This is a genomic window from Myxococcus xanthus (assembly GCF_013116825.1).
Lineage (GTDB): Bacteria > Myxococcota > Myxococcia > Myxococcales > Myxococcaceae > Myxococcus > Myxococcus xanthus_B.
On the sequence record NZ_JABFNS010000019.1, the window covers coordinates 51,725 to 74,762 of the forward strand.

General features: G+C 69.8%; 24 protein-coding genes and 1 pseudogene. 6 read left to right on the plus strand and 19 right to left on the minus strand.

The features are described 5' to 3' along the window. Nucleotides 1-34: 34 nt before the first annotated feature. Nucleotides 35-1,169, minus strand: a pseudogene (locus tag HNV26_RS39220) (IS30 family transposase). 273 nt (nucleotides 1,170-1,442) lie between these two features. On the opposite strand from HNV26_RS39220, the gene HNV26_RS07880 reads away from it, so the two are divergent. Both HNV26_RS07880 and HNV26_RS07885 read left to right on the plus strand, forming a co-directional pair. Next, nucleotides 1,443-2,180, plus strand: coding sequence for a transglycosylase domain-containing protein (locus tag HNV26_RS07880; RefSeq protein ID WP_253816338.1), 738 nt, complete (start codon nucleotides 1,443-1,445; stop codon nucleotides 2,178-2,180). An 889-nt stretch (nucleotides 2,181-3,069) separates the two neighbouring features. Next, nucleotides 3,070-3,750, plus strand: a complete 681-nt coding sequence (locus HNV26_RS07885) for a bZIP transcription factor (protein ID WP_253816339.1) — start codon at nucleotides 3,070-3,072, stop codon at nucleotides 3,748-3,750. Nucleotides 3,751-3,777: 27 nt separating this feature from the next. Here HNV26_RS07885 and HNV26_RS07890 read toward each other — a convergent pair whose 3' ends face one another. The 4 genes from HNV26_RS07890 to HNV26_RS07905 all read right to left on the minus strand — a co-directional run bounded on the left by HNV26_RS07890 (nucleotide 3,778) and on the right by HNV26_RS07905 (nucleotide 5,748). Continuing rightward, the gene (locus tag HNV26_RS07890) at nucleotides 3,778-4,083 is read right to left on the minus strand and encodes a cyclic-phosphate processing receiver domain-containing protein (protein WP_171441462.1); all 306 of its coding nucleotides are present in this window, start codon (nucleotides 4,081-4,083) and stop codon (nucleotides 3,778-3,780) included. Between the two features lie 89 nt (nucleotides 4,084-4,172). Beyond that, a complete protein-coding gene (locus HNV26_RS07895) occupies nucleotides 4,173-4,520 on the minus strand; it encodes a TipAS antibiotic-recognition domain-containing protein (RefSeq protein WP_171441463.1) in 348 nt (115 codons plus the stop codon). A 79-nt stretch (nucleotides 4,521-4,599) separates the two neighbouring features. Then, a complete protein-coding gene (locus HNV26_RS07900; protein WP_141588040.1) occupies nucleotides 4,600-4,827 on the minus strand; it encodes a hypothetical protein in 228 nt (75 codons plus the stop codon). 30 nt (nucleotides 4,828-4,857) lie between these two features. Then, nucleotides 4,858-5,748 carry a 2-oxo acid dehydrogenase subunit E2 gene (locus HNV26_RS07905; protein ID WP_366816810.1) on the minus strand — a complete coding sequence of 297 codons (891 nt, stop codon included), beginning with the start codon at nucleotides 5,746-5,748 and terminating at the stop codon, nucleotides 4,858-4,860. Between the two features lie 96 nt (nucleotides 5,749-5,844). Here HNV26_RS07905 and HNV26_RS07910 point away from each other — a divergent pair, with 96 nt between their 5' ends. Together HNV26_RS07910 and HNV26_RS07915 are read left to right on the plus strand one after the other, a co-directional pair. Further along, nucleotides 5,845-6,747 carry a DUF1684 domain-containing protein gene (locus HNV26_RS07910; RefSeq protein WP_171441464.1) on the plus strand — a complete coding sequence of 301 codons (903 nt, stop codon included), beginning with the start codon at nucleotides 5,845-5,847 and terminating at the stop codon, nucleotides 6,745-6,747. Nucleotides 6,748-6,860: 113 nt separating this feature from the next. Beyond that, the gene (locus tag HNV26_RS07915; protein ID WP_171441465.1) at nucleotides 6,861-8,024 is read left to right on the plus strand and encodes a PQQ-dependent sugar dehydrogenase; all 1,164 of its coding nucleotides are present in this window, start codon (nucleotides 6,861-6,863) and stop codon (nucleotides 8,022-8,024) included. 52 nt (nucleotides 8,025-8,076) lie between these two features. Here HNV26_RS07915 and HNV26_RS07920 read toward each other — a convergent pair whose 3' ends face one another. From HNV26_RS07920 to HNV26_RS07955, 8 genes are all read right to left on the minus strand, one after another. Then, nucleotides 8,077-8,241 carry a hypothetical protein gene (locus HNV26_RS07920; protein ID WP_366816811.1) on the minus strand — a complete coding sequence of 55 codons (165 nt, stop codon included), beginning with the start codon at nucleotides 8,239-8,241 and terminating at the stop codon, nucleotides 8,077-8,079. A 146-nt stretch (nucleotides 8,242-8,387) separates the two neighbouring features. Continuing rightward, nucleotides 8,388-9,557, minus strand: coding sequence for a tetratricopeptide repeat protein (locus HNV26_RS07925; protein WP_171441466.1), 1,170 nt, complete (start codon nucleotides 9,555-9,557; stop codon nucleotides 8,388-8,390). 223 nt (nucleotides 9,558-9,780) lie between these two features. After that, the gene (locus HNV26_RS07930; protein WP_171441467.1) at nucleotides 9,781-12,189 is read right to left on the minus strand and encodes a M56 family metallopeptidase; all 2,409 of its coding nucleotides are present in this window, start codon (nucleotides 12,187-12,189) and stop codon (nucleotides 9,781-9,783) included. A gap of 4 nt (nucleotides 12,190-12,193) precedes the next feature. Further along, entirely contained in the window at nucleotides 12,194-12,577 is a 384-nt protein-coding gene (locus HNV26_RS07935; RefSeq protein ID WP_171441468.1) for a BlaI/MecI/CopY family transcriptional regulator, read from the minus strand. Between the two features lie 127 nt (nucleotides 12,578-12,704). Then, nucleotides 12,705-14,117 (minus strand): hypothetical protein, encoded by a 1,413-nt coding sequence (locus HNV26_RS07940; protein ID WP_171441469.1) that lies wholly within the window; start codon nucleotides 14,115-14,117, stop codon nucleotides 12,705-12,707. Between the two features lie 133 nt (nucleotides 14,118-14,250). Then, nucleotides 14,251-14,745, minus strand: a complete 495-nt coding sequence (locus HNV26_RS07945; protein WP_171441470.1) for a hypothetical protein — start codon at nucleotides 14,743-14,745, stop codon at nucleotides 14,251-14,253. 151 nt (nucleotides 14,746-14,896) lie between these two features. Further along, complete coding sequence (locus tag HNV26_RS07950) at nucleotides 14,897-16,486, minus strand: phospholipase D-like domain-containing protein (protein WP_366816812.1); 1,590 nt, start codon at nucleotides 16,484-16,486, stop codon at nucleotides 14,897-14,899. A 92-nt stretch (nucleotides 16,487-16,578) separates the two neighbouring features. Beyond that, entirely contained in the window at nucleotides 16,579-16,818 is a 240-nt protein-coding gene (locus HNV26_RS07955; RefSeq protein ID WP_171441472.1) for a chaperonin, read from the minus strand. A gap of 467 nt (nucleotides 16,819-17,285) precedes the next feature. On the opposite strand from HNV26_RS07955, the gene HNV26_RS07960 reads away from it, so the two are divergent. Together HNV26_RS07960 and HNV26_RS07965 are read left to right on the plus strand one after the other, a co-directional pair. Further along, nucleotides 17,286-17,861: a hypothetical protein gene (locus HNV26_RS07960; RefSeq protein WP_171441473.1), complete on the plus strand. Its 576-nt coding sequence runs from the start codon at nucleotides 17,286-17,288 to the stop codon at nucleotides 17,859-17,861. 58 nt (nucleotides 17,862-17,919) lie between these two features. Next, nucleotides 17,920-18,705, plus strand: a complete 786-nt coding sequence (locus HNV26_RS07965) for a hypothetical protein (protein ID WP_171441474.1) — start codon at nucleotides 17,920-17,922, stop codon at nucleotides 18,703-18,705. 17 nt (nucleotides 18,706-18,722) lie between these two features. On the opposite strand, the gene HNV26_RS07970 is transcribed toward HNV26_RS07965, so the two are convergent. From HNV26_RS07970 to hemF, 6 genes are all read right to left on the minus strand, one after another. Continuing rightward, entirely contained in the window at nucleotides 18,723-19,178 is a 456-nt protein-coding gene (locus HNV26_RS07970) for a hypothetical protein (RefSeq protein ID WP_436410032.1), read from the minus strand. Beyond that, entirely contained in the window at nucleotides 19,175-19,819 is a 645-nt protein-coding gene (locus tag HNV26_RS07975) for an anti-sigma factor family protein (protein WP_171441475.1), read from the minus strand. Before HNV26_RS07975 ends, HNV26_RS07970 begins: the two co-directional genes overlap by 4 nt. A gap of 72 nt (nucleotides 19,820-19,891) precedes the next feature. Then, nucleotides 19,892-20,506: an RNA polymerase sigma factor gene (locus HNV26_RS07980; RefSeq protein ID WP_171441476.1), complete on the minus strand. Its 615-nt coding sequence runs from the start codon at nucleotides 20,504-20,506 to the stop codon at nucleotides 19,892-19,894. 81 nt (nucleotides 20,507-20,587) lie between these two features. Next, the gene (locus HNV26_RS07985; RefSeq protein ID WP_253816341.1) at nucleotides 20,588-21,520 is read right to left on the minus strand and encodes an Immediate early protein ICP0; all 933 of its coding nucleotides are present in this window, start codon (nucleotides 21,518-21,520) and stop codon (nucleotides 20,588-20,590) included. 77 nt (nucleotides 21,521-21,597) lie between these two features. Next, nucleotides 21,598-22,086, minus strand: coding sequence for a hypothetical protein (locus tag HNV26_RS07990; RefSeq protein WP_171441478.1), 489 nt, complete (start codon nucleotides 22,084-22,086; stop codon nucleotides 21,598-21,600). A gap of 1 nt (nucleotide 22,087) precedes the next feature. Beyond that, a complete protein-coding gene (gene hemF, locus HNV26_RS07995) occupies nucleotides 22,088-22,993 on the minus strand; it encodes an oxygen-dependent coproporphyrinogen oxidase (protein ID WP_171441479.1) in 906 nt (301 codons plus the stop codon). Between the last annotated feature and the right edge of the window lie 45 nt (nucleotides 22,994-23,038).

Genomic DNA, 23,038 nt, shown 5'->3' on the forward strand with positions numbered 1-23,038 from the left:
CTGTTCGGAAATGTCGGGACTTTTGAGGGCGGTCTCAGCCGGTCATCGCAACACTTTGAGCGAATACCTCTGCGGGGGTACGCCAGTCGAGTGTCTGGCGGGGGCGGGTGTTGAGTTGATGGGCGACGGCGTCGAGTTGGGCGCGCGACAGGCCGCTCAAGTCCAGGCCCTTGGGGAAGTACTGGCGCAGTAGTCCGTTGGTGTTCTCGTTGCTGCCGCGTTGCCACGGGCTGTGGGGGTCGCAGAAATAGACTTGGACGTCGGTGTCGATGGTGAAGCGCGCGTGCTCGGCCATCTCCTTTCCCTGGTCCCAGGTGAGGCTGCGGCGCAGGGCCTGCGGCAGCTGGCCAATCTGCTGGGTGAGAGCCTCGCGCACGTGGGGGGCGGTACGCCCCTCGGGCAGGTGCAACAGCATGACGTAGCGGCTACGGCGCTCCACCAGCGTGCCGATGGCGCTCTTACCCTGCTTGCCCATCAGCAAATCGCCCTCCCAGTGGCCTGGCACGGCTTTCGGCGTCAGGCGGGCGCTCACTGAGCATCACCCGGCCCGGTAGCTGGCCGGACAGGACGCTGGCGCGGCCTCGGGGCCGGCGCTGGGGGCGGCCCGTGCGCAGGCTCGCGGCGAGCTCCTTGCGCAGGCTGCCCCGCGTCTGCACGTAGAGGCTGCGGTAAATGGTTTCGTGGGAGACGTGCATCTGGGGCTGGTGCGCAAAGTCGCGCTTGAGCGTGGCGGCAATCTGCTGGGGACTCCAGCACTTCAGCAGCCGCCGCTCCACCTCCTGGCGCAGCTGGGGCTGGGCCAACAGCTTCGTCCGCTTGGGCCGGCGCGCCGCCCGCACGGCCGCGGCCTCGCCCACCCACGCCCGGTAGCCCTCGCGTCCCTTGCCGGCACGCTTCACCTCGCGGCTGATGGTGGACGGGGCGCGCCCCAGCCGCCGCGCGATGGCGCGCATGGACTCTTCCGCCTGCACGCCACGAGACACCTCCTCGCGCTCGGCCACGCTCAAACGCAAGGCAGAGCGCACGCGCGGCGGCCGCCGGATGCCGCCCGCACGCCGCAACAGGCGCTGCAGCGTGCGCTCATTCACCCCGACCGCCCGCGCTGCCGCCTCCTGCGTCTGCCCGGCGGCCACCGCACGCTGCACCTCCAGCCAGTCCTCTCCACTCATCCTGCCGAGCTTGCCTCGACTCTCCACCGGGCACCTCTCCCGGATGCGCTCGCCTTCAGCGCATCCTGACTGGTGCGTTCACCGGTTGAGACAGCCGAGCGGCGAAATGTCCCGACATTTCCGAACAGCAAGCTCTGAAGCCCGTCCAGGGCCGGGCTCGCCACGCGCTCATTCGTTTGGGCGCCGGAGTCCCCATGTGAATGCGGCCAGGACAAAGGCAGCGGTGCTCACGGGTGGCATCGCTGGCCTGAAGGTTGCTCATGCGCCTGGGCCATGCGCTGGAAACGGGCTTTCAAGGTGATGATGTGGCTGTTGAGCCTCGGGCTTGTGGTGCCGCTGGCCACTGTGGAGTGCGTCTATCAGGCCATGCTCGCGCGGGTACCCTCCCTTCCCCAGAAGATGGAGGGCCCGTCGCCCCCAGCATCCTGGAATCAGGTGCGGTGGGCGCAGAGCGAACACACGCCGGCGCTTCGCGTGCAACCGGTCTGGCCGACCACCCTCCTCTTCACCCTGATGAAGGTCACGCTGAGTCGCCCCGCGGCAGGAGGAATGCGCGGCACGATGCCTCACGGGTTCAGGCTTGCCGGCAGTGTGGCTCACACATGGTCACGCCTTCAGGACGGGACTGGCGAAAGGCGGATACGCGTTTTTGAAACACTTGCCCTGACCATCTGGCTCACCCGAACCTGGACCGCGGAGGAGTTGCTCGCTTTCGAAGCGAGGCACCTCTGGTTGGGTCGTGACCTTATCGGCGCACATGCCGCCGCGCCCGTGCTGCTGCGCAAGGAGTGGGTACGGCTTGATGCGACAGACGCAGCGCTGCTCCTCGCCATTGCCGAGAACCCTCGCGACGTCGGCTGCGCTCCAAACCGAGTTCGACAGCGGCGAGACAGGCTGCTGGGGCACCTGTCCGACGCAGGCGTCGTCAGTGCGGCTGAAGCGGAAGCAGCGCGCACGTCGCCACCGGCACTGAGCTCCCCCGCTCGTGAGCCGTCATGTCCCCGGCGCTGAGAGGCCCGTAGGGCGGACTCGACAGTGGCTTCCTGACGCCACCGCTCCCAACATTCGGCCATCCTCTTGGCTGTTCGCCTGTTCCCGTGCTTGCCGCCTCGCTCCCGGACCTCACCTTTGCGAGGCAAAGGGAAAGGAACCGACCATGCGACGCGCCATCACCCATGCCGCCCTGACCTTCAGCCTTCTCACGTCATCGGCCGGTCTCGCCCAGCCAGCAAGCGGTGGCTCGGCCGGAGGCGCGGCGTCCGGCGGAACGCCGGGCGTCGTCCAGCCACAGGACGCCTACGACCCAGGCAACTTCTCGCCTCCGCCGCAGTTGGCTCCTGACGGTTCGGAAAGAAACTCGATGGACACGATTGAGACCAACACCGGCGCGGAGCCCGTCGCCGCACCACCCGCAGGCGCGACACGCGGGTACGCCCCCCAGCCGGGTATCGGCGGCAGCTGGGAACCCGAGGCACCCGCGAACGCCGACGGCGGCACCTGGGGAACTGGAATGAACGTTCCTTCCACGGGCACGGCCGGCACAGGTGGGTCGGGATTGAGCGGCACCGCAGGAACGGGCACGACTGGCGGAGGCACGAACACGGCAGGTGCGAACTCCGGCGGCAGTGACATGTCGGCAGGCTCCGCCTCTGAAGGTAGCAGTACGGCGGCCGGCGGCAGCAACATGTCGGCAGGCTCCGCCTCTGAAGGCAGCAGTACGGCGGCCGGCGGCAGCAACATGTCAGTAGGCTCCGCTTCTGAAGGCAGCAGTACGGCGGTCGGCGGCAGCGGCATGTCGGCAGCCCCCGCATCTGAAGGCAGCAGTACGGCAGCCGGAGGCAGCGGCATATCGGCAGGCCCCGCCTCTGAAGGCAGCAGTACGGCAGCCGGAGGCAGCGGCATGTCGACAGACTCCAGCTCCGATGTCGGCGGTACGGCGACGGGCGGCAGTGGCATGTCGACAGACTCCAGCTCCGATGTCGGCGGTACGGCGACCGGCGGCAGTGGCATGACGACCGGCTCCGCGACGGACGGCGCGGCCGGCAGCAACACGATGGGAACCCAGCCCCCTGCGACGAGGCAGGGCAGTTCGACTGATGGCCGTGAATCACCGGCTGGCGCGCCCACGGGCGGCGCGGTCAGCGGCGGCGCAGCAGAGACTCAGGCAGCCAGCGGCGCGGGGCACGAGAACCTCGAGCAAGAGGTCGCGCGGCTTCGCGACCAGGTCCAGCGGCTCGAAGCCGAGGTGAACACATTGCGGCGCGAGGGTACGGGGACGGGCGGCTCAGGGACACAGGCCACGGCGTCTGACGCGGACACGGGGACCACGGTGCTGGCCAGCGTCGTCATGCAAGGGCGGGTGGCCTCCGTCGGAAAGGACCACGTCGTGGTCCGCGACGCCGAGTCCGGAGACACCTTCAACCTCTTTGTGACCAACACCACCCGCATCAGCGCCAACGGCAAGCGCGTCTCACCGCAGCAACTCTCCGAGGGCACGCCCGTGCAAGCCGCGTTCAACTACATCGCGGATGGTGACACCTACGCCACGCAGATTCGGGCCTATCCCGGCCGCAGGCGCTGAAGCCCCACCCTTCACCTGGGGACGAGCTCAACCAGCCTGCCCATCCTGGACGAAGCGCTCGATGCGGGCGATGGCCAGCATCATCTTCTGTCGCGCGGAGCTGTTCGCCGAATGCACCTGGACCCGTGGCGGCACGAAGCCACGGGTCGCCACGGCCTCTTCCAGCCACAGCAAGACGTCGTATCCGGTGCCATGCGTGTCGTCGCCCAGGTCGTGGTCCAGACTCAACTCCGTCACCTGCCCGGATGCCAGCAGCGCAATCGCTTCTTCGGGCCACCACACACGCACCCAGCCGTAGGGAGTGGCCCGTTCGTCATCCAGATAGACCTTCATGGCATCCACGCCTCGCGTTCGGTGACACAGGGCCCCAGGGACGCGCCTGGAGCGCCGTGACTGAATCCAGCGAAGACGACTCACCACGGCTACGCCTGCTGCTCCAGACTGGCCATCGCCTTGCCGATGTAAGCGAAGAGCGAGGGGTCCAACCCATGCTTCGACGCGACCTCGGGCTCCTGCTGATGCGTCGCATTCAGCGCCCCTTCGATGCCAGGGTCGCCCCCCGTGAACGCCTTCAACAGCTCCCGCCAGCGCATGGCCAGCGAGCGCACCGGCTCGCTCGTGGGGTCCGTGCCCTGGTCCATCTCCGCGCGGACGCGAGCGATGAGTTGGGGCCACTCGGCCTCGACCTGGCGGATGGCTTCCTCCCCCAGGGCCTCGCGGCGGGCCTTCAACTGATGGAGCTGCGCCGGCGTGTAGTGCTTCTCGAACATGATTCACACCTCATCCCGCCACGGCAGTGTGGCGTGATGAGATGGGTACGGCCTCACGCGGCGTGAGGCTCAAGCGGATTCAACGCTCGTCATCCGAAGCGCCGCCCGCGAGCTTCCGCAGCTTCGCGGCGAACGGGCTCTCCTCCCCCGCCCGCAGCGTCCCGCCCGCCATCCGCTGCCGCCGCGCCAGCGCGAGGCCTCCCTCGGCGGGCCCTTCCAGCGCCTCCTTCTCGAAGCGGTCCTGCCCACCGAGCGCGCGCCCCACGGGGCGCGAAGCAATGACACGGCGGTTCGTATCCACGGACATGAAGGCCCCTTTCGAAGCAGCGGCCCGATGCTACCCCACCTCCGCACCGCTCGCAGCCCTGCCCCCATCTGGCGAAGCCGAGCCCCACGTCCCCTCCGGCGCCTCCAGCGCGGCGCCGATGTCGCGCAAGACACGCGCGACGTCCTCCACGCCGATGAGCCGGGCGTCCCAGGTGCAAGTGAGCGTCATCACCTGCCCAGGCACCAGCGCGCCCGCATCCACCACGGGCTCCGTCCGCACCGCGCCCGGCGCCAGCAGGAGGGGCACGCGCGTGTACGGCACCAGGGCCACATAGCCCCGTTCCAGCCCCAACGAGCCCAGGCTCGTCACCGCCACCGAGCCGAACGGGTCCCACGGCATGCCCACCCAGCGCAGGTCCACGTTCAACGTGAACCAGACGAAGGACAACATCCGCAGCGCCCATCCCATCAGGAAGCCAGGGATGAGCGAGGAGCGCCGCTTGCCACGCTCGATGACGGCATCCCGGCGCGCTCGGACCGCTGCGATGCGCGCGGCCATCGTCTCCGCGAAAGCCCCCAGCGACAGCGAGTCCGCGCGATGCACCGTGGCCGTCGTCAGGTCCGCGCGCCCCGTCTCCGCGGGCTGCACCACCAACACGCAGACGCCGACCGCCTTGCGCCGCCAGGGGCGATTCCAGCGCATCAGAACATTCGCTTCGGGATGGCGGCGCAGCGCATCCGCGGCGGCCTTGGCCACCAGGTGCGTCACCGTGAGGCGCTGTCCCGTCCGGGCGCGGAAGGCTTCGAGGAAGGCCACCGCTCGCTCCATGCGCACCTCCACCGCCGCATAGGCGCTGGGATCTCCTGGCGAACGCCATGTCCCCAGGGCGAGCTTGCGGAAGGCACCGGCTGGCGGGGCGGGCTGAAGGTCGAGGTGCACGGGCAGCGTCCGCCTTCGCACGGAGCCCGGTCCCCTGCAACCATGGCCCCTGTGCGGAGCCCTGCGCCTGGCCCGCCGCCCTGTTAGACAGGGGCTTCCCACCCCCGAGGCCCCGACATGACGCCCATCGCCCTGGCCCTGTCTCTCGCCCTCCAAGCCTCGCCAGCCCCTCAGAACATGTCCCAGACCACCGCGCCCACCACCGATGACTTGCAGACGTCCACCCGCGCCTGGCACGAGCAGCGCCTCCAGCGACTCCAGGCGGAGGACGGCTGGCTCACCCTCGTGGGCCTGTTCTGGCTCAAGGAGGGCGAGCAGACAGCGGGCTCCGCTCCCGAGAGCGACCTGGACTTCCCCGCGGGAACACCCGCGAAGCTGGGCACCTTCACGCGGCAGGGAAACACCGCGCGCTTCCAGCCCGCGCCCGGCGTCACTTTCACCCGCGACGGCCAGCCCTTCACGGGCGGCGCGCTCCAGTCGGACGAGAAGGGCACGCCGGACGTGCTCAAGCTCGGCAACGTCAGCTTCCAGCTCATCCTCCGAGGCGACAAGCTGGGCGTCCGCGTGAGGGACTCCGGCGCGGCGGCGCGCAAGCAGTTCCAGGGCATCCCCACGTACCCGGCGAGCAACGACTGGCGCGTCGAGGCGCGCTTCGAGCCCGCACAGACGCCTCGGATGCTCCAGGTCCCCAACGTGCTGGGGACCATCGACGAGATGAAGGCCCCCGGCACGCTCGTGTTCACGGTGGCGGGCAAGGAGCACCGGCTGACGCCCGTGGAGGACGGCTCGGGCAAGCTCTTCATCATCTTCGCGGATGAGACCAACCGCGACGCGACCTACGGCTCGGGCCGCTTCCTCTCCGCGGACATGCCCACCGACGGACGCGTCGTGCTCGACTTCAACCAGGCCTACAATCCGCCCTGCGCATTCACGAAGTTCGCCACCTGCCCGCTGCCTCCGCGCGGCAACCGGCTCGCCACGCGTGTGGAGGCCGGCGAGAAACGCTACGCGGACCACTGACACCGGGCCTGCCCTCAGGCCTTGGGCAAGCAGCCCGGCACGCGCGTCCGTCCCTGGACGCTCCGTGCCCGGGAGGCTGGCGCATCCCCGCGGGCGCGGACATTAATGCGCTCATGCGCGCCTCTTTGACGCTCCTCCCCGCTCTCGTGGTGCTCGCCCTGTCCGCCTCCGCCTGCCGCAAGAGCCAGGCGCAAGGCACCGCGTCTGCCCAGGACTGCATCCTCGTAAAGAAGGGCTGGGGCGCCGACGGCACCGTGCCCTTCAACGTCGAGGTGGTAGCGCGGGGCCTGGAGACGCCGTGGGGCATCGCGTGGCTCCCCGGAGGTGACGCGCTCGTCACCGAGCGCCCGGGCCGCATCCGCCTGCTCAAGGACGGCGTCCTCCAGCCGCGGCCCGTGGCGACGGTGCCCGTCGCGGACGCCGCGGAGGGCGGCCTGCTCGGCATCGCGGCCCACCCGGACTTCGCGAGCAACCGCCAGTTCTACATCTACGTCACCACGGACGCGGGCGGCACCGAGGAGAACCGCATCGAGCGGTGGACGCTGTCGGAGGACCACACCACGGCGACGCACGAGCGCGTCATCTTCGGCGGCATCGCCTCCGCCACGTATCACGACGGTGGGCGCCTGCGCTTCGGCCCGGATGGCATGTTGTACGCGGGCACGGGTGACGCGAGAGACCCGGACCGCTCGCAGAACGCGAACGACCCGGCCGGGAAGCTGCTGCGCCTCACGCCGGAGGGAGCGGTGCCCCAGGACAACCCCATCCCTGGCTCGCCCGCGTTCCTCACCGGCATCCGCAACCTCCAGGCCTTCGACTGGCGCGACGCCTCCACGCTGTACATCGCGGACCACGGCCCCAGCGGCGAGACGCTGCGCCGGGGGCACGACGAGGTCAGCGTCGCCCGCCGCGGTGACAACCTGGGATGGCCCGGCATCTATTCGTGCGAGACGCGCGAGGGGCAAATCACACCGTCCATCACCTACAAGGACGCCATGCCCCCAGGCGGCGCCGCCATCTACACCGGAACGACCATCCCCGAATGGAAGGGCTCGCTGCTCATCGGCACGCTGGGCTCACGCCACCTCCAGCGCGTGGAGTTCGCGCCGGACTCGAGCCGCGTGGCCAGGCACGAAGTGTACCTGCGCAACACCCACGGCCGGCTGCGCGAGGTCATCATGGGGCCGGATGGCCACCTCTACGTCACCACCAGCAACTGCGACGGACGCGGCGACTGCGGCCCGGACAAGGACGTCATCCTCCGCCTGAAGCGCTGAGCACGGGCCTTCAGCGCTCCAGCCTTGCCCAAGGACGCTGGAGCGCGCGCCGTCAGAGCATCATCCTGCCCGAGGCCGCGATGCGCTGGCCCGCCACCCACGCGCGCTCCGGCGACAGCAGCATGGCGACCGCATCCCCGATGTCATCGGGCTGACCCACACGGCCGAGCGCGACCGGGACGGCCAGCGTCTTGTTCAGCTCCGGGTTGTCACGCACGACGCCGCCCCCTCGGCACGCTGTTCCAGGCGGCCAGGGGCTCGCGCGGGCGCATGGGCCTGCCCGTCAACGTCGCGCGAGAACCCATCCTCCCGCGCCTGTACTGCGAGCCGCACGAGGAAGGCTGACGCCCTCCCGCCGGCGCGTCAGGCGCCGAGCTGCTTCAACAGCTGCTCGGCCTGCGCGCGCACGTCCTCGGCGCCCAGCGCCAGCGCCTGCTTCGCGTGGCGCGCTGAGAGCTCCTTGTCCGCGGGGAAGGTCCCCAGGGCCATGTTGAGGTGCGTGCCCGCGTCATTCGGGTGCGCGCCCAGCACGGGCGCCAGCAACGCCGCGACCCGCGAGTGCCCGTTGTCCTGCATCAGCACCACCGCGAGGTCGTTGGTGGGACCGGGGTCCGTCGGCACCGTGGCCACGGCCGCCTCCAGCAGCTTCACCGCCTCGGCGCGCTCGCCCAGGGCCAGGTGCATCTGCGCCAGCGCGTGCTGGGCCTGCCAGCTCCCGGGCGCCTGCCGGAGCACCTCCGCGAAGACGTCCTTGGCCTCGGCGAAGGCGCCAGCGCTCATCGTCGCCAGGCCGAGCAGGTAGAGATAGGTGATGCTGGAAGGGTCCAGCTCGCGCAACTCCTGCGCCACGCGCTTGGCGCCATCCGAGCTGCCGGCGGACAGGTACAGCCTGAAGAGGTCCTCCAGCACCGCGCGCTGGAGCCCACCCCGCGCCTTCTCCAGCGCCTGCGTGGCGGCCTGGATGGCCAGCCCCAACTGGCCGCACGCGGCATGGGCCCGCGACAGCATCAGCAGCGGCATGGCCTCCTGTGGCGCGCCCTCGGCGGCCCGCAGGAAGTGCGACACCGCGCCATCCGGCTCGTTCTGCTGAAGGCGGATGCGCCCCAGCTCGAAATGAACGTGGGTGCTGCCGGGGGAAATCTGGAGCACGGATTCGAAGGCGGCGCGCGCCCCCGACAGGTCCCCGCGCTCGAACAGCAGCGAGCCCAGGTTGAAGCGCTCGAAGTAGCCCGCGGTGGGCGCGGCGGCCAGCGCCTTGAGGGACTCCAGCGCCTCCGGGTTGCCCGCCTGGGCGCGCAGCATGGCGAGGTGCGCCTGCCCCTCCGTGTGGTCCGGCTTCGCCTTCAGCAGGCGGAGCACGGCGGCCTCCGCATCCGCCGCCGCGCCGGTGCTCAGGTGCACACGGACCAGGCCCAGGAGGCACTCCACGTCATTCGGATCAATGGAGAGCCCCTTCTGGAAGCTCTTCACCGCGTCCTGGGTCTGTCCCATTTGAAGGAGGCGACCCCCTTCCTGAGCATGCGTCGAAGCCATGCATCAGCATCTACCACGGGGTGTCGAGTCCCGGCAGTTCACGGAGCCACTTGCCCGTGCCGTCCGCGCCCGCGGGACCGAGCCCCGCCCATACTCGCAGCGGCATCCGCCTTCGCCTCGAAGTGCGGGGGCGCGGCCGCCATTCCGGCGGGAGGTATCGAGGACCCACCCTAGGGAGCGCATGGATGACGCGCTCCCCAGCCCCTCGAGCCCCCCGGGTGTCTCAGGTGGGCATCGGCTGGCCCAAGCCCTTGCGCAGCGCCTCGTCGATGAGGTCCTGCACCTTCGCCTCCGCTTCCTTCGCGCGGGACTGGTGCTGCTCGCTCAACTTGAACTGCTCCAGGTGCAGGGCGTGCTGCTTCTCGCTGAGCAGGTGCTGCTCCTTGCTCAGGATGGACTGCTTCTCGGCCAGGCCCGCCATCTTCGTCTCCAGGGCCTTCATCTCCTCTTCCAGTTCGCGGTCCTGCTTCTTCAGCTCGGAGCGGCGGCGCTCGCGCTCGGCTTCGGGCAGGGCGTCCAGACGCGACTCCTCCAGATGGAGCCCGGACTGCCTGTAGGCCAGGTCACCCAGCTTGCGTCCCAGCCCGCCCTGCTCGTGGCCCAGGGCGACCTGCTTCTGACCGAGCACCGCCTGCTGCTGCCCCAGAGCGCCCTGCTTCTCTCCCAGCGCGCGTTGCGCCTCGCCCAGCTCGCGGGTGACGGAGTGCGCTTCGCGAATGGACTTCAGCGTGGCCGCGTCGCGGATGATGAACGCCTCGCCCTTGCGGCGGACGAACAGGAGTTCCTTGTCCTTCTGCTTGAAGGTGCGCGCCAGCTCCAGGTCGACCGTGCTGCCGTTCATCATCGCCATACCGCCCGTCAGCAGCACGTAACCGCGGTCCGGGTCGCCGGGCGCGGGCGGCGAGGGCGGCGCGGGTGGCGAGGGTGGCGACGGAGGAGTCGGCGGAACGGTCGCGATGTGCGGCGTGCCCCCCACGATGTGCCGCTGCGTGACGACAGCGAGACGCGGAGCAGAAGGCGCCGGCGGCGTTCTGGGAACGGATGGCGACAAGGCAACGCTGGGCGGGACTGGCGGCACCGGAGCGGGCGGCACCGGAGCGGGCTCGGAGGTCGTCACGCCCGTGGAGTACGACACGACCACGCCCTGCTTGATGACGGTGCGCTCAGCCTGTGCGTCCGACGGGGGCGCAGCGGGGGCGGGCCGGGCCTTCGGCGCGGATGCGGGTGCCGTCGAGGGCCGAGCACTCGGTGACGGCGCGCTCTTGGCAACGGGGGACACGGATTGTGTGCTCGGTGTTGGCGCGTTCTGGGCCGCGGTGGACGCAGGCTTCGACGACGCGGTGCCACTCTGTCCAGACGCCGCCGACTCGGGCGCCAGGCGAGGTGCACCACCCGCTTCCCGTGCGACGACCTGGAAGGGCACCAGCGCGGCAACACCCATGGCGGAGAGCGCCACCCTCAACAGGCGCCGGATTCGAGGGGGGACGGCATCGACGTGCTCCAGCATGCTCAACCTCCTGTGCAACGCGTCAACGTGAGAGGACGCCCCCAGCGCAGCAGCCGTGCCGGGAGTTCTGGCGATTCCAAAGGCGAGAATCAGCTCGCCGTAGTCCGCGAGCTCCGCATCCGTGAGCCGGATGGCCTCGGCATCACACGCCTCCTCACGGGCCAGCGCGTACTCGCGAGCCGCCCGCCGCGCGAGCGGATGGAAGAAGAAGAGCGACTCCGCCAGCGCCGGCACCCAGCCGAGCCACAAGTCACCGCGACGCAGGTGCGCCAGCTCGTGCGCCAACGCCATGCGCAGGGCCGTCACGGGCAACCGTCGCACCGCCCTCCCGGGCAGCACCACGACGGGAGACAGCAGTCCCGTGGCCAGCGGGCTGGCCACCGATTCGGAGACAAGGAGTCCCGGCACGCGCCGCAGTCCCGCGGCAGCGGACAGCGCCCGCACCTCCGCCTCCAATCCGGCGTGAATCAACGGGCGTGCGGACTTGCGAAGGCGACGCACCGCGAGCCCGCCCTTCACATGGCCATACACCTGCCACAGCACGCCGGCCCCCCACACCGCCAGAAGCAGCCCCACCATGGCGCGGCCCCACGGAAAGGGAGCACCAGGCTCGGCCACCGTGCCCGCATCGACAGCACCGGGCTGAAGGGCGCCACGCCGCGAGGCCTCCGCCCCGGACGTCGCGAAGCCCGTGCGCTCCCACGATGAGCCATCCCGCTGCGGAGAGAGCACGGGCCCGTGTGTGGCTGCTTCGGCCACGGACCTCTCGGAGTCAAAGCCCTCCCCCGGAGACACGTGTCGCTGAGCGTCCGTCACCACGGGCTCCGAGACACGAGGCACCATCTCCCGCGCGGAACTCCCGCCCCACCAGGACTCCACCCGCGCCACGTCAGCGGCCACCGACGCGGGCAGCACCGGCAACGCGAGGGAGGGCAGCCACCCCAGCGCCACCACGAACTTCAACGCCACCAGCCACCAGAGCCCCGCGCGCAGCGACGCAGGCAGCTTCGGCCACGCCCTCGCCACCGCCCACACCAGCACGGCGCAAAGCGCCCCCTGCCACGACGCCCGCCACAGACCCGACGACGCCCACGTCCCTACGTGCGACAGCCAGTCCGTGCCCATGTCGCTATCCCTTCCGCTTCTTCGAGCGCAGCCGCGCCACGACGTCCTGGAGCTGCGCCAGGTCCTCGTCGGACACGCCCTCCGCCTCGGACAGGTACGCGGCGAACGGCGACAGCGAGCCCGACAGCGAGCGCTGCACGAAGTCCCCCACCACGTCCCGCAGCAGCTCCGACGCCGGCACGGGCGAGGCGTACTGGAACACGCCCTCCACCTTGCGCCGCGTCAGGTAGCCCTTGAGCCGCAGTCGCTCCATGACGGTGAGGATGGTGGAGCGCGCCAGCCCCTGCGCCTCGCCGAAGCGCTCGGCCACTTCGCCCACGGTCGCCGGACCGTGTTCGGCCACGTACCGCAGCACCAACAGCTCCTGCTCTCCCACCGGCTTCTTCATGGACCGCCCCGTGACGACAACTGTAGTCACGAGGAAGGTACGACTGACTACAACCGTAGTCAAGCCGGGCAAAAAGACAGCGGCGGCAGGCCCCTGAAGGCCCACTCGCCGCTCGAGTCACCGCCGTTCAGCGCTGAAAGTCCACGCCGACGCCGGCGCCCGCGGTGACACCTCGCACGAGCGTGCCGTCCGGCTGTGGGAAATGAACGGTTCCGCCAGAGCCCCAGGCATAGACGTGGTTGAGGATGCGCTGGCGCAGTTCCACGCCCGCCGAGTAGCGCGGCCGGTCTCCCAGGCCCGTCAGCACCACGCGCGCCAGCGCCCGCGTCCTGCCGCCCGGCAGCTCAAAGCCAGCGGACACATCCGTGTCCGTCCTGCCAAAGCCGAAGTACTGCGCCGCCACGCTGCCCAGCAGGAGCAGCTCGTTGGGATTCCCCTTCGCGACGCTCAACTCCACGTAGCCAGCGAAGCCCGACGGAAGCACCTCGTCCGCGATGGGCGTCTCCGACAGACCGACACCGGAGAAGCGGCCCAGCTCATAGTCGGGGCCGAACATGCCGAAGCGGAAGCGGCCCCCCTGCTTGCGGCCCTGGAGCGTCACGCTCACCTGCGTGCCACTGGCCATCTGTCCTTCCAAGGCCACGCCCAGCAATCCGCCGAAGGCCGGCGTGTAGGCCCGCGTGAAGCGCGCGCCGCCGCCCAGCAGGGCCCACGCGCGCAGGCGCTCCCCCTTGTACAGGGCAACGTCTCCGCCCACGGACGCGAGGGTGAGGTCGGGCGAAGTGCCGCCCGCGCGGCCCGCGTCATGCGCCGCGGACAGCCGGATGAGGTAGCGGTCGAAACGATTGGCGTCGTCGCTGGCCATGCGGCCGATGTCCAGCAGCGCCTCGCCCGCGAAGATGCGCGCGGCGAGCACGTCACTGGCCAGAATCTCCGCGCGAACCGCGCCCTTCACGAAGGTGAGCGAGCCACCCGCGGGGTGATAGTCCGGCGCCAGCGCGTTGCTGTAGCGGCCCACGAGGTAGCCGCGGCCCAGCGTCTCTTCGGAGAAGGGCTCGACGCGGAGGAAGAAGGGGCGACCCTCCTGGCCGATGCGCAGCATGCGCACCACCTGCCCGAGGTCACTCAGCTCATCCCAGTCCTCACGGCGAATGCCGCCGCTGTAGTCCTCCGTGGTCGTGGGCGCTTCGTCCACGACCCGCAGCCGCAGGTTCGCCCCCAGCCGCAGCACGAAGGTCTCCCCGTGCGTCAGCCCCAACGAGGGGTAGATGCGCGCGAAGAAGTCCTGCCCCCCGCCGCGAGGCCCTGAGGGAAGGCTCAGGCCACCGACCTCCAACTGACCGCTGAAGCCGAAGCCCACGCCGCCCGTGCGGGTACTGCCCGGAGGCGCGGGCTCATCCAGCCGCGCGGCGGAGACGGGGGCACCTTCCCTCCGCGATGTCGAGGAGACCTCCTCCGAAGAGACCTCCTCCACGGTGGAGCTGCCGTCGTACTGCGTGGACACCAGGGCGAGGAGAGCGAAGAGGGGGGCGCCAGTCATCGTCCCCCGACTCTACCTGTCCATGGCGCGAGACGAAGCAGGTGACTGCATCCGCGTGTGGGTGCCACTGCGGACCGTCGGTACACGCGCCCCCGCCTGGCGTCAGCGGGCGACGTGCGACCTTCACGCCGCGTCAACGGCTGCCATCGACTTCAACCTCGTCGGCTTCCACTTCCCGCGTCTGCACGTCGCTGGCGTCGAGCTCCTCGACGTCGGACTTGCCGCCCACCGGCTCACGCTGGATGTCGCCGGAGCCGCCCACGCCATCCTTGCGGGCTTCCTCACGCTGCTGGCCACCCAGGAGCGGGCCGTCCTGCACGTCGTACTTCTCGCCCTCCGGCGTCGTCACCGAGGTGCCCGCGCCCATGCCGGGGCCACTGCCACCGGTGGCCTCGCCGTCGTAGACGGTGGGCGCGTCCTGCCTGTCCCGGCGCTCGTTTTTCGTCACGTCCGCGGCCTCACCGGCGCTGCGGTCATCCCACTCAGAAGACGTGTCCACGGATTCGGGCGCCGTCGTCTCCGTGCCCGAACCACCGATGGCGCTGTCATCCGCGCGCGTGTTCGCCGAGTCGCTCGAACAACCCCAGAAGGCCAGCGCCGCCGCTGCGGCCATGAGAGGAAGCTTCATGGTGAATCCCCTTGCGTGAGAGAAGTTGTGCTCACGACAAGGTGGCGTCCCGCGCGGCAGGGACAACCCGCCGGCCGTGCCCGTGCCCCCGGGCCCGTCCCAAGGCAGGCGGGCGGGCAGCCCCTGGGCGGCCTCCCACCTCCGGGCGCGGCTACCCGTCGTCCTGCGCGCAGGGGAGGATGGCGCGGTGCGGGCGCTCGGTGCCCGTGCCCACCAGCCAGCGCGACAGCAGGCGGACACCGGAGGCGAACAGCCCATCCTCGGCGCGGTGGAGCGCCTCGAAGAGGGACTCGTCCAGCACCGACTGCTCCGGATCGATGATGAGCTCCTCGGGCTCCAGCGATTTGAGCAGCGGACTCTGGTCGAACACCGTCGACATCGGGTGGACGCGCAGGCGCCGCAGCCCCATGACGGCCACGTCGTCCAGCCACTCCACCAGTCCGCTGTCCGCGGCCGCCAGCAGGCGCAGGGCCGCCATGCCCTCCAGCCCCGCGTGCTCGGCCATCAGCGACACGCGGATGCGGCGGATGGCGCGCGTCGTCGCGTCGTTCGGCGCCTCCGCCTCCCAGCTCAGGTTCAGCTCCGAATCCAACCCGAGGCTTCGGTTGGTGGTGTTCGCGGAGCCCAGCGTGAGGAAGCGGTCATCCACCACCATCACCTTCGAGTGGATGTACGTGTAGATATCCTCGCCGGTGCGCGCGTCGTACCCCGCGGAGCAGTACACGCCAAAGGCATGTCCCGTCTCGTGCGCCACGCGCTCCAGCGCGCGCAGCAGCCGCACCTGGGCGATGCCCATGGCCAGTTGTTCGCGCAGCGCCTCCGGCTGCTGCGGCAGCACCAGGACAATCTGCAACCGTCCCCGCCAGGAGGACCGCATGCGCTTCACCAGCGCCTGGAAGATGGCCCGCGAGGAGAAGTACTGGTTTTCGATGTAGATGAAGCGCTCGGCCGAGGCGATGGCGTCCAGATACAGCATGGCCACCTCCTGCACCGCGGGCTGCGGCGGGAGGAGCGTCTTGCCGAAGGTGCGGCTGATGGCCACCGGCCCCGGCGGCGCTGGCAGGCTCGGCGTGAAGTCCACGTCATCGCGAGACACCCTGGGCAGCCGCAGCTCACCGCCGCCCGAGTGCGCCCAACGCGCCTCGAACAGCTCCGCCAGGCGGTCCACCACCGGCCCCGTCAGCACGGACTGCACGTCATGGTAGGGGCCGTGCGGCTCCCTCCCACTGTCACAGCGCAGCTCCGAGTGCACCCGGTGCTCCCGGTCATCCCACCGGCAATCACAGACATCCATGCCACCGGTGAAGGCCACCGCGCCGTCGATGACCACCAGCTTCTGGTGATGCGCGCCATACAACGGACTGGAGGCGTCGAAGCGGAAGCGCACCTGCCCGTTCGCCGTCCAATTGAAGATGAGCCGCTGCATCCACTCGCGCTCCATGGCGAGCAGCAGGCTGAAGTCCCACGCCAGCACGTAGACGCGCAGCTCCGGGTTGGCCCGGCACAGCGCGTCCAGCATCGGCAGCAGCCTCGACTCGCCGCGCGCCTCGCGGAGGTCCTCACCTCGCAGCAGCGCCACGTCGCTGTCGAACTGCCAGCCGGTAATCGCGATGTAACGACGGGCCTTCTGCGCGGCCCGGTACAGCTCCCGGTAGTAGTCGCGCGCGTCCACCAGCACGCCCGCGTCGCTCGCCTCCTCCACCGTCCAGCAATTCCGTCCGGGCCTGATGATGCGTCTCACAGGTGCGTCCCTTCCCGTCCCCGCCTCGGCCGCCCTCACCTGGCGCCACCGCCAGGTCCTCCTGCACCGCACACGCCCCGGATTGGCGTGTGTCAGCCGACGAAGACGATGTGCTTGCCCGTGGCGACCGCCATGTCCTTGGAGGACATCACCTGCGCCACCTTCTTCACCTCGCCGCCCACCGTGTCGAAGGCCGCCGCGATGAGGTCGCCCAGCGTCACCTGCACCTGGCGGGCGCCCCGGCCAGCCCCCTTCACCGCGCTCGCTGTCGACACCTTCATCTGCTGGGCCTCACGACGGATGACCTGTCCACGCTTCTGAGCCTTCGCCATGATTTCGTCTCCAAGGGTGAAAGGGTTGCTCGTGCTGCTCCCTTCAGCAACCGGCGTGCCGAGCGCCAACCCCGCGATTTTTCGAAGGCCGGCTGCCTGCTCCCCCGCCCCGGAGACCGGACTTCTGACTTTTTTTCAGCCCTGTCCCGGCAGGCTTCCGACGGAAGTTCTTCCCTGCAGCCTGATGACGGCGTCCGGCCGCCGGGGCACCCCGCCGGGGCAGGCTGCCCCGCTGGGGCATCTCGCCCCACACGGCCACGGATGCTCGCCCCTACTCGCCGCATGGGAATACGCCCACTCACAGCGAAACCCAGGTCACCTGGCTTCATACCGACCGCGCGGGTCGCTGTTGCCCACGGGGAATCCCATATCGAATCTTCCGGAAAATTACAGACATGTAAGTCTATTTGAAAATATAGGAAAAAGCCGCTTCAATACGTGTCACTCCTCACGAGGGCGTAACCCGTATGGAATTGAAGACTCCCATCAGCGCCACCGCACCGTCCCTTCAGCCCATGTCGTTCCAGGGCATCGAAGTCATCGGCCAGTCGATTCTCGCCATCGTCAACGGTATGGAGCTCGCCCAGTCACGCGCGTTGCGCATCCTGGGGGAGAACGGCATCGCGCCGCTGAAGGCGGATGCCTGGTACCCCATGCCCGCCCTGCTGAAGTCGTTCCGGCTGGTGTTCGACAAGATTGGTCCCAGCACGGTGAGGACCATTGGCCGGAAGATTCCGGACAGCGCGCACTTCCCGCCGGACATCGACACGCTGGAGAAGGGGCTGCGCGCGGTGGACATGGCGTACCGGATGAACCACCGCGGCAAGGGCGCCATCGGCGGCTACCGATTCGAGCCGGTGGATAAGCGAAACGCTCGCATGGTGTGTGACAACCCCTATCCGTGTGACTTGGACCTGGGGCTCATCGAAGCCATTGGCGACCGGTTCCGTCCCAAGGATTCGCTTTGGGTGCGTATTGAACATGAGGCCAAGAGTTGCCGGCGGCGCGGCGACAGCGCCTGCACATACAGCATCAATTGGTAGCGGAGTCCCGCCAGCGGGCCGGGGGCGGCGCATCACCAGACACCCCAGGAGGTCCATCATGAAGGAAGTGCTCCAACACATCGCCGTGCGCGAGGCGCGCTTCGCAGCGCACCCCTTCTTCTCCGACATGCGGATGGACCGCCCCATTGAACAGGTGATGGCGTTCGCGCCGCGCCTGACCTTCTGGGTGATGACGTTCCAGGACGTGCTGCGCCTCAACGCACACTTCATCCAGGACGCGCACCTCAAGGCGCTGGCCACGCGGCACCATGCCGAGGAGGGCGGGCATGACCAGTGGTTCGAGGACGACATCTCCGCGCTCACGGGCGGCTCGCTGAGCATCGGCACCATGTACGGCCGCGCGCACGTGAAGACGCGTGACGCGGCCTACGCCATCATCAGCGAGGTGTACCGCCCAGTGGATGACCGGCTGCGCATCGTCCTGCTGTGGGCGCTGGAGTCCACCAGCCATGTCTTCTTCAGCCGCACCGCCGTCGTCAGCGCGGCGCAGGGCGCGGACGACCGGCTGAAGTACTTCTCCGACCACCACATGCAGGCCGAAGCGCAGCACGCCATGTTCGAACAGGAGCTGGCGGCGGAGCTGGAGGCCATGCAGCTGTCCCCGGAGGTGCGCGCGGACGCCCTGGCCATGGTGGACCGCATCTACGCGGCGTTCGACACCATGTTCGACGGGCTGCGCGTCAACCTGGAGCGGGAGCACGCCGAGGCCCCCGCTCCGGGCCTCCAGGCGCACACCGCCACCGCCGAAGTCCTCCCCCTGGAGATGGAAGAGGACCTGGAAATCATCGTCCTGGAGGAGGACGGGGAAGCCCGCGCCGCCTGAGGCGGCCGCGGGGGGAACTACCGCGCGGGAGGGGAGAGCACGAGGATGAGCTCCCCGCCCACGTACCTGCCGGCCTTCTGGTAGACGGCGCCCTGGCGGCCCAGCTCTACGTCCAGCGTGGGCTGACGGGGAATGGCCACGCGCACCGTGGCCGTGCCGTCCTTGATGCCCTGCAGCTGCAGCGTCGCGTTGGCGCCGTTGGGCAGCTTCACCTCGGAGGCGCTCTTCGCGCTCACCGTCAGCACCTCATTCGAGAGGCGCTTGAACGAGGTGAAGCTGAAGTTCTGCTTCTGGAACTGCTCCTTCATCTTCTCCAGCTCGGGCGGGTCAACCTCGGTGCCCTTCTTCGAGGCGAGCACCACTTCGACCTGGACCTGGACTTTCGCGTCTTGTGCGCTGGCGGCCATGGGCAGCAGCAGGCCCAGCCCCAGCAGCGCCCACAGCATCCGGCCCGACGACACGTGTCTTCTCACAAGGAACCTCCCGACGGCCTGGGAGCGTCGGGGGCCGGGCGCGCGGGCACGTTGCGCCCGCTTGCGTCTGGCTGACCGACACCCGTCTGGTCCTGCCGCTCACCCTTCTCCGCGCCGGGAGACAGGACGTCCGAGTCCTCGTCCACCAGCCAGATGATGGTGCCCCCATTGTCCGTCTCCATCACCACCGGCGCCACCTCGGCGTTGCGGTAGGGCTGGATGGACTTCACCGTCATGCGCTCGGAGGCGTACCCCACCGGCGCCCGGTCGCGCGCCAGCAGGGGGACCCCCACCAGTACCAGCACCGCCGCGGTGGCCAGCGACGAAATCATCGCGGTGCGCTGGTAGAGGAACATTTCGGACACTGCCAGCTTCAGCCGCTCCATGAGAGGCGGCTTGTCCGGCGTCACCCGCGCCATGACGCGCTGGGTGAAGTCCTTGAAGTCCACGTCGTCCACGGCCATGTCCAGGCCCACCCGCAGCAACCCGGACTCCGCGCGAAGGTCCGCCGCCCGCCCGGTGCAGTCCCGGCAGGCCGCCAGGTGCCGCTCCACGTTGACGCGCTCGCCGGAGCTCAGCTCTCCGTCGACGTACGGGGACAGCATGGGTACGAAACGCTCACACGCGGGATTACCGGCCATTGGTTCCACCTGCTTGCAGGAAGGGGCTGCGAAAATTGGGACGGGCAGGTCCCTCAGATATTCGAGGCCCGCTCAATCACTGCCCACGCCGCTCTTCGCTTCGTCCAACTCCAGGTATTCACTGAGGATTTTCTGGACCTTCGCCCGGGCATGGAAAAGCCGGCTCATCACCGTGCCCTTGGGGATGTCCAGGGTGCGTGCGAGGTCGTCGTAGGACATGCCCTCGATTTCCCGCAGCAGGAGGATGGCCCGGTGCTTCTCCGGTACCGTGGCCAGGGCCTCCTGGATCTTCTCCGCCAGTTCGCGGCGCAGGGCGCTCTTCTGGGGGTTGGTGCCCAGGCGGCTGCCCAGGGCGCCGATTCGGGCCTCGGACAGGTCCATGGCCTGGCTCTCGTCGAACTCCACGGCCTCGCCGCCCCCGCCACGCTTGCGGATGACGTCGATGCAGATGTTGACGGTGATGCGGTAGAGCCACGTGTAGAAGGACGAGTCGCCCTTGAAGTGGTCCAGGTACTTGTAGACCTTGACGAACGCCTCCTGGGAGACGTCCATCGCTTCCTCCTTGTCCTTCAGCATGCCCAACGCAACGGCGTACACCTTGCGCTGGTAACGCTCGACGAGGAGTTTGAATGCGCGCTGGTCGCCGGTCCGGACGCGCTTGACGAGAGTGAGGTCGTCGGTTGCCAAGTAGGTGCGGCAACCTAGCACAAGCGGACACAATCCAAGGAGATTCGCGCCGGCGAAGGCGCCGCCGACGGGCCGACGGGCCTAGAGGCTGACGAGCGCCGCCACGACCAGCGCGATGGCCAGCAGCACCAGCAGTGCGCCAAACGTCACCCGGTCCCACTGCCCCTCCGCCACCGCCCCATCGTCCGGCCCCGCGCGAAAGCGGTGCAGCACGTTCCACAGCATCCGCGCGCCCAGGCGGCGGCTCGTCCCGCGTCGGCGCGGGGCGTCCCCGGCCTGCCGTTCGTCCTCCAATGAAGACGCCTCGTCGCGCGGACGCAGCGCGGGCATGACCGGGCCGTGAAAGGCAGTGGCCGCGCGGGCGCCGGCCGCCTGGACAAGCGGCTGCTCGGCCGGCCGGGCCGCGGCTGCCTCGGAGTGGCGCACCTCAGGAGGCGGCTCCAGCCGCACCTCGGCGGCTCGCGTCCGGGCTTCGGCGGGGGTGCGGGCCTCCATCACCCACAGCCCCCGCGTCACGCCGTCCTCGCCAGTGTGCGCGTCCCGCAGCTCGGCGAAGCCCTGCCCCTCCAGCGCCTCGCGGAAGGACTGGCGCGCCTCGGGCTGGGGCGGGTGCCGCGCCGCCGCCGTGGCGTAGGCCGTGTAGAACGCCCACAGCCGCGTGGCCCGCTCCGAGCCCGACACCTGCGGCGGCGACAGATGCGAGGCCAGCAGCGCCGCGTCCGCCCCGAAGCGCTGCCCCAAGGCCTCCTGCCCCGGCGTGTCCTCCAGGCCCGGGGGCACCAGCTCTGCCACCGACCTCACCGGCGCGCGCTCCTGGCCGCCCATGGGTGGGTGCAAGGGCGGCGGCAATCGCGGGCGGAAGTTGTCCCCCGGCCGGGGCGGCTGCGCCGACGGGCCCCAGTCCTGGAGCCGAGGCCCCGGTGCGCCCGGACCTTCGGGGCGTCTGGCGCCACCACCGCCCCCCAGCGAGCGGAGGGCGCGGTCAATCACGTTGGGGATGCGGAAGGAGGACATGGGCAATGCCTCACTCTGGCTTGGGGGGCCCGGCCTCCTGATTTTCGGCGGACGGAAGCGCGGGGTTGCGCGCCGGACTATTCGCCCTCGCGCTCCACCTCGATGGGCGTCGTCATTCCGTTGGCATCCAGACGAACGCGGTAGAGGGAGTTCAGCCCGTCGCCGTCGAAGTCACTCCGCGCGATGCAGGACACCTCCGGCTCGCCCACGGGGCTCTCCTGCACCACCACCTGGTACTGGAAGTGGACCTTTCCGTCGGGCTCGAAACCAATCCGGTGAAAGGTCTCGTCCTGGGGGAAGGCCACGGCCCTGCCGCCGCGCGGAACCTCCTTCGGCGTGGGGCCCGCGGTGACGTAGACGCCGTGCTCGTCGCGGTAGGCCTGGACGGCGTCACACAGCGCGAGCACGTTGACGCGGGCCTCGGCGTCGCTGGGGGGCGCCGCCTGTGTGGCGGGGCTCCTTCCCGAACACTGCGTCACCAGCAAGTGGCCCGCGGCCACCGCGAGCACGACGGCGACGAGGATGGAGTGGACCGGCCTCCTCCGGACCGGCGCATTCCAAGCCATCTCAGCCGCCTCCCGCCCAGTCGCGTGGCTGGCGCAGCACCTCCACCAACCGCGCCTCCGGCGTGCCGGGCTCGGGGTGGTAGTCGTAGCGCCAGCGGACCTGCGGCGGCAAAGACATGAGGATGGACTCGGTGCGCCCGCGCGTCTCCAGTCCGAAGACGGTGCCCCGGTCATAGACGAGGTTGAACTCCACGTAGCGCCCGCGCCGCACCTCCTGCCAGAAGCGCTGCCCCTCCGTCACCGGCGTGTCCTTGCGCCGCTCGGCGATGGGCAGGTACGCGTCCAGGAAGGCCCGGCCGCAGTCCTGGATGAAGGCGAACTCCTTCTCCAGCTCCCCGCCCATGTTCTCGAAGAAGATGCCGCCCACCCCACGCGTCTCCTCGCGGTGGCGCAGGTAGAAGTACTTGTCGCAGGCGCTCTTGAAGCGCGCGTAGTAGCCGGCGTCGTGCTTGTCACAGGCCGCCTGGTGCACGCGGTGGAAGTGCGCCGCGTCCTCTTCATAGAGGTAGTAGGGCGTCAGGTCCGCGCCGCCGCCGAACCACGCCTTCCCGCCCTGATGGATGAAGCGGTAGTTGGCGTGCACGGTGGGCACATGCGGGTTGCGCGGGTGCAGCACCAGGGAGATGCCACCCGCCCAGAAGTGGCGGCCCTCGCCCTGGAGCTTCTGCGCGAACTGCTCCTCCAGTTCGCCGTACACCACGGACGTGTTGACGCCGGCCTTCTCCAGCACGGCGCCGTCCTCCAGCACCCGGCTGCGTCCACCGCCGCCGCCCGGCCGGGTCCATGAGTCCTCGCGGAAGCGCGCCGAGCCGTCCAGCCGCTCCAGGCCGCCGCAGATGTCGTCCTGCAGCGACCGGATGAAGCCCGTCATCCGCTCCTTGAGGTTCTCAACGTTCACCGTCGTCATTCGCTCTCCCGAAGGCTCGGCGCGCGGGGGCGCCCGCGTCAGGCC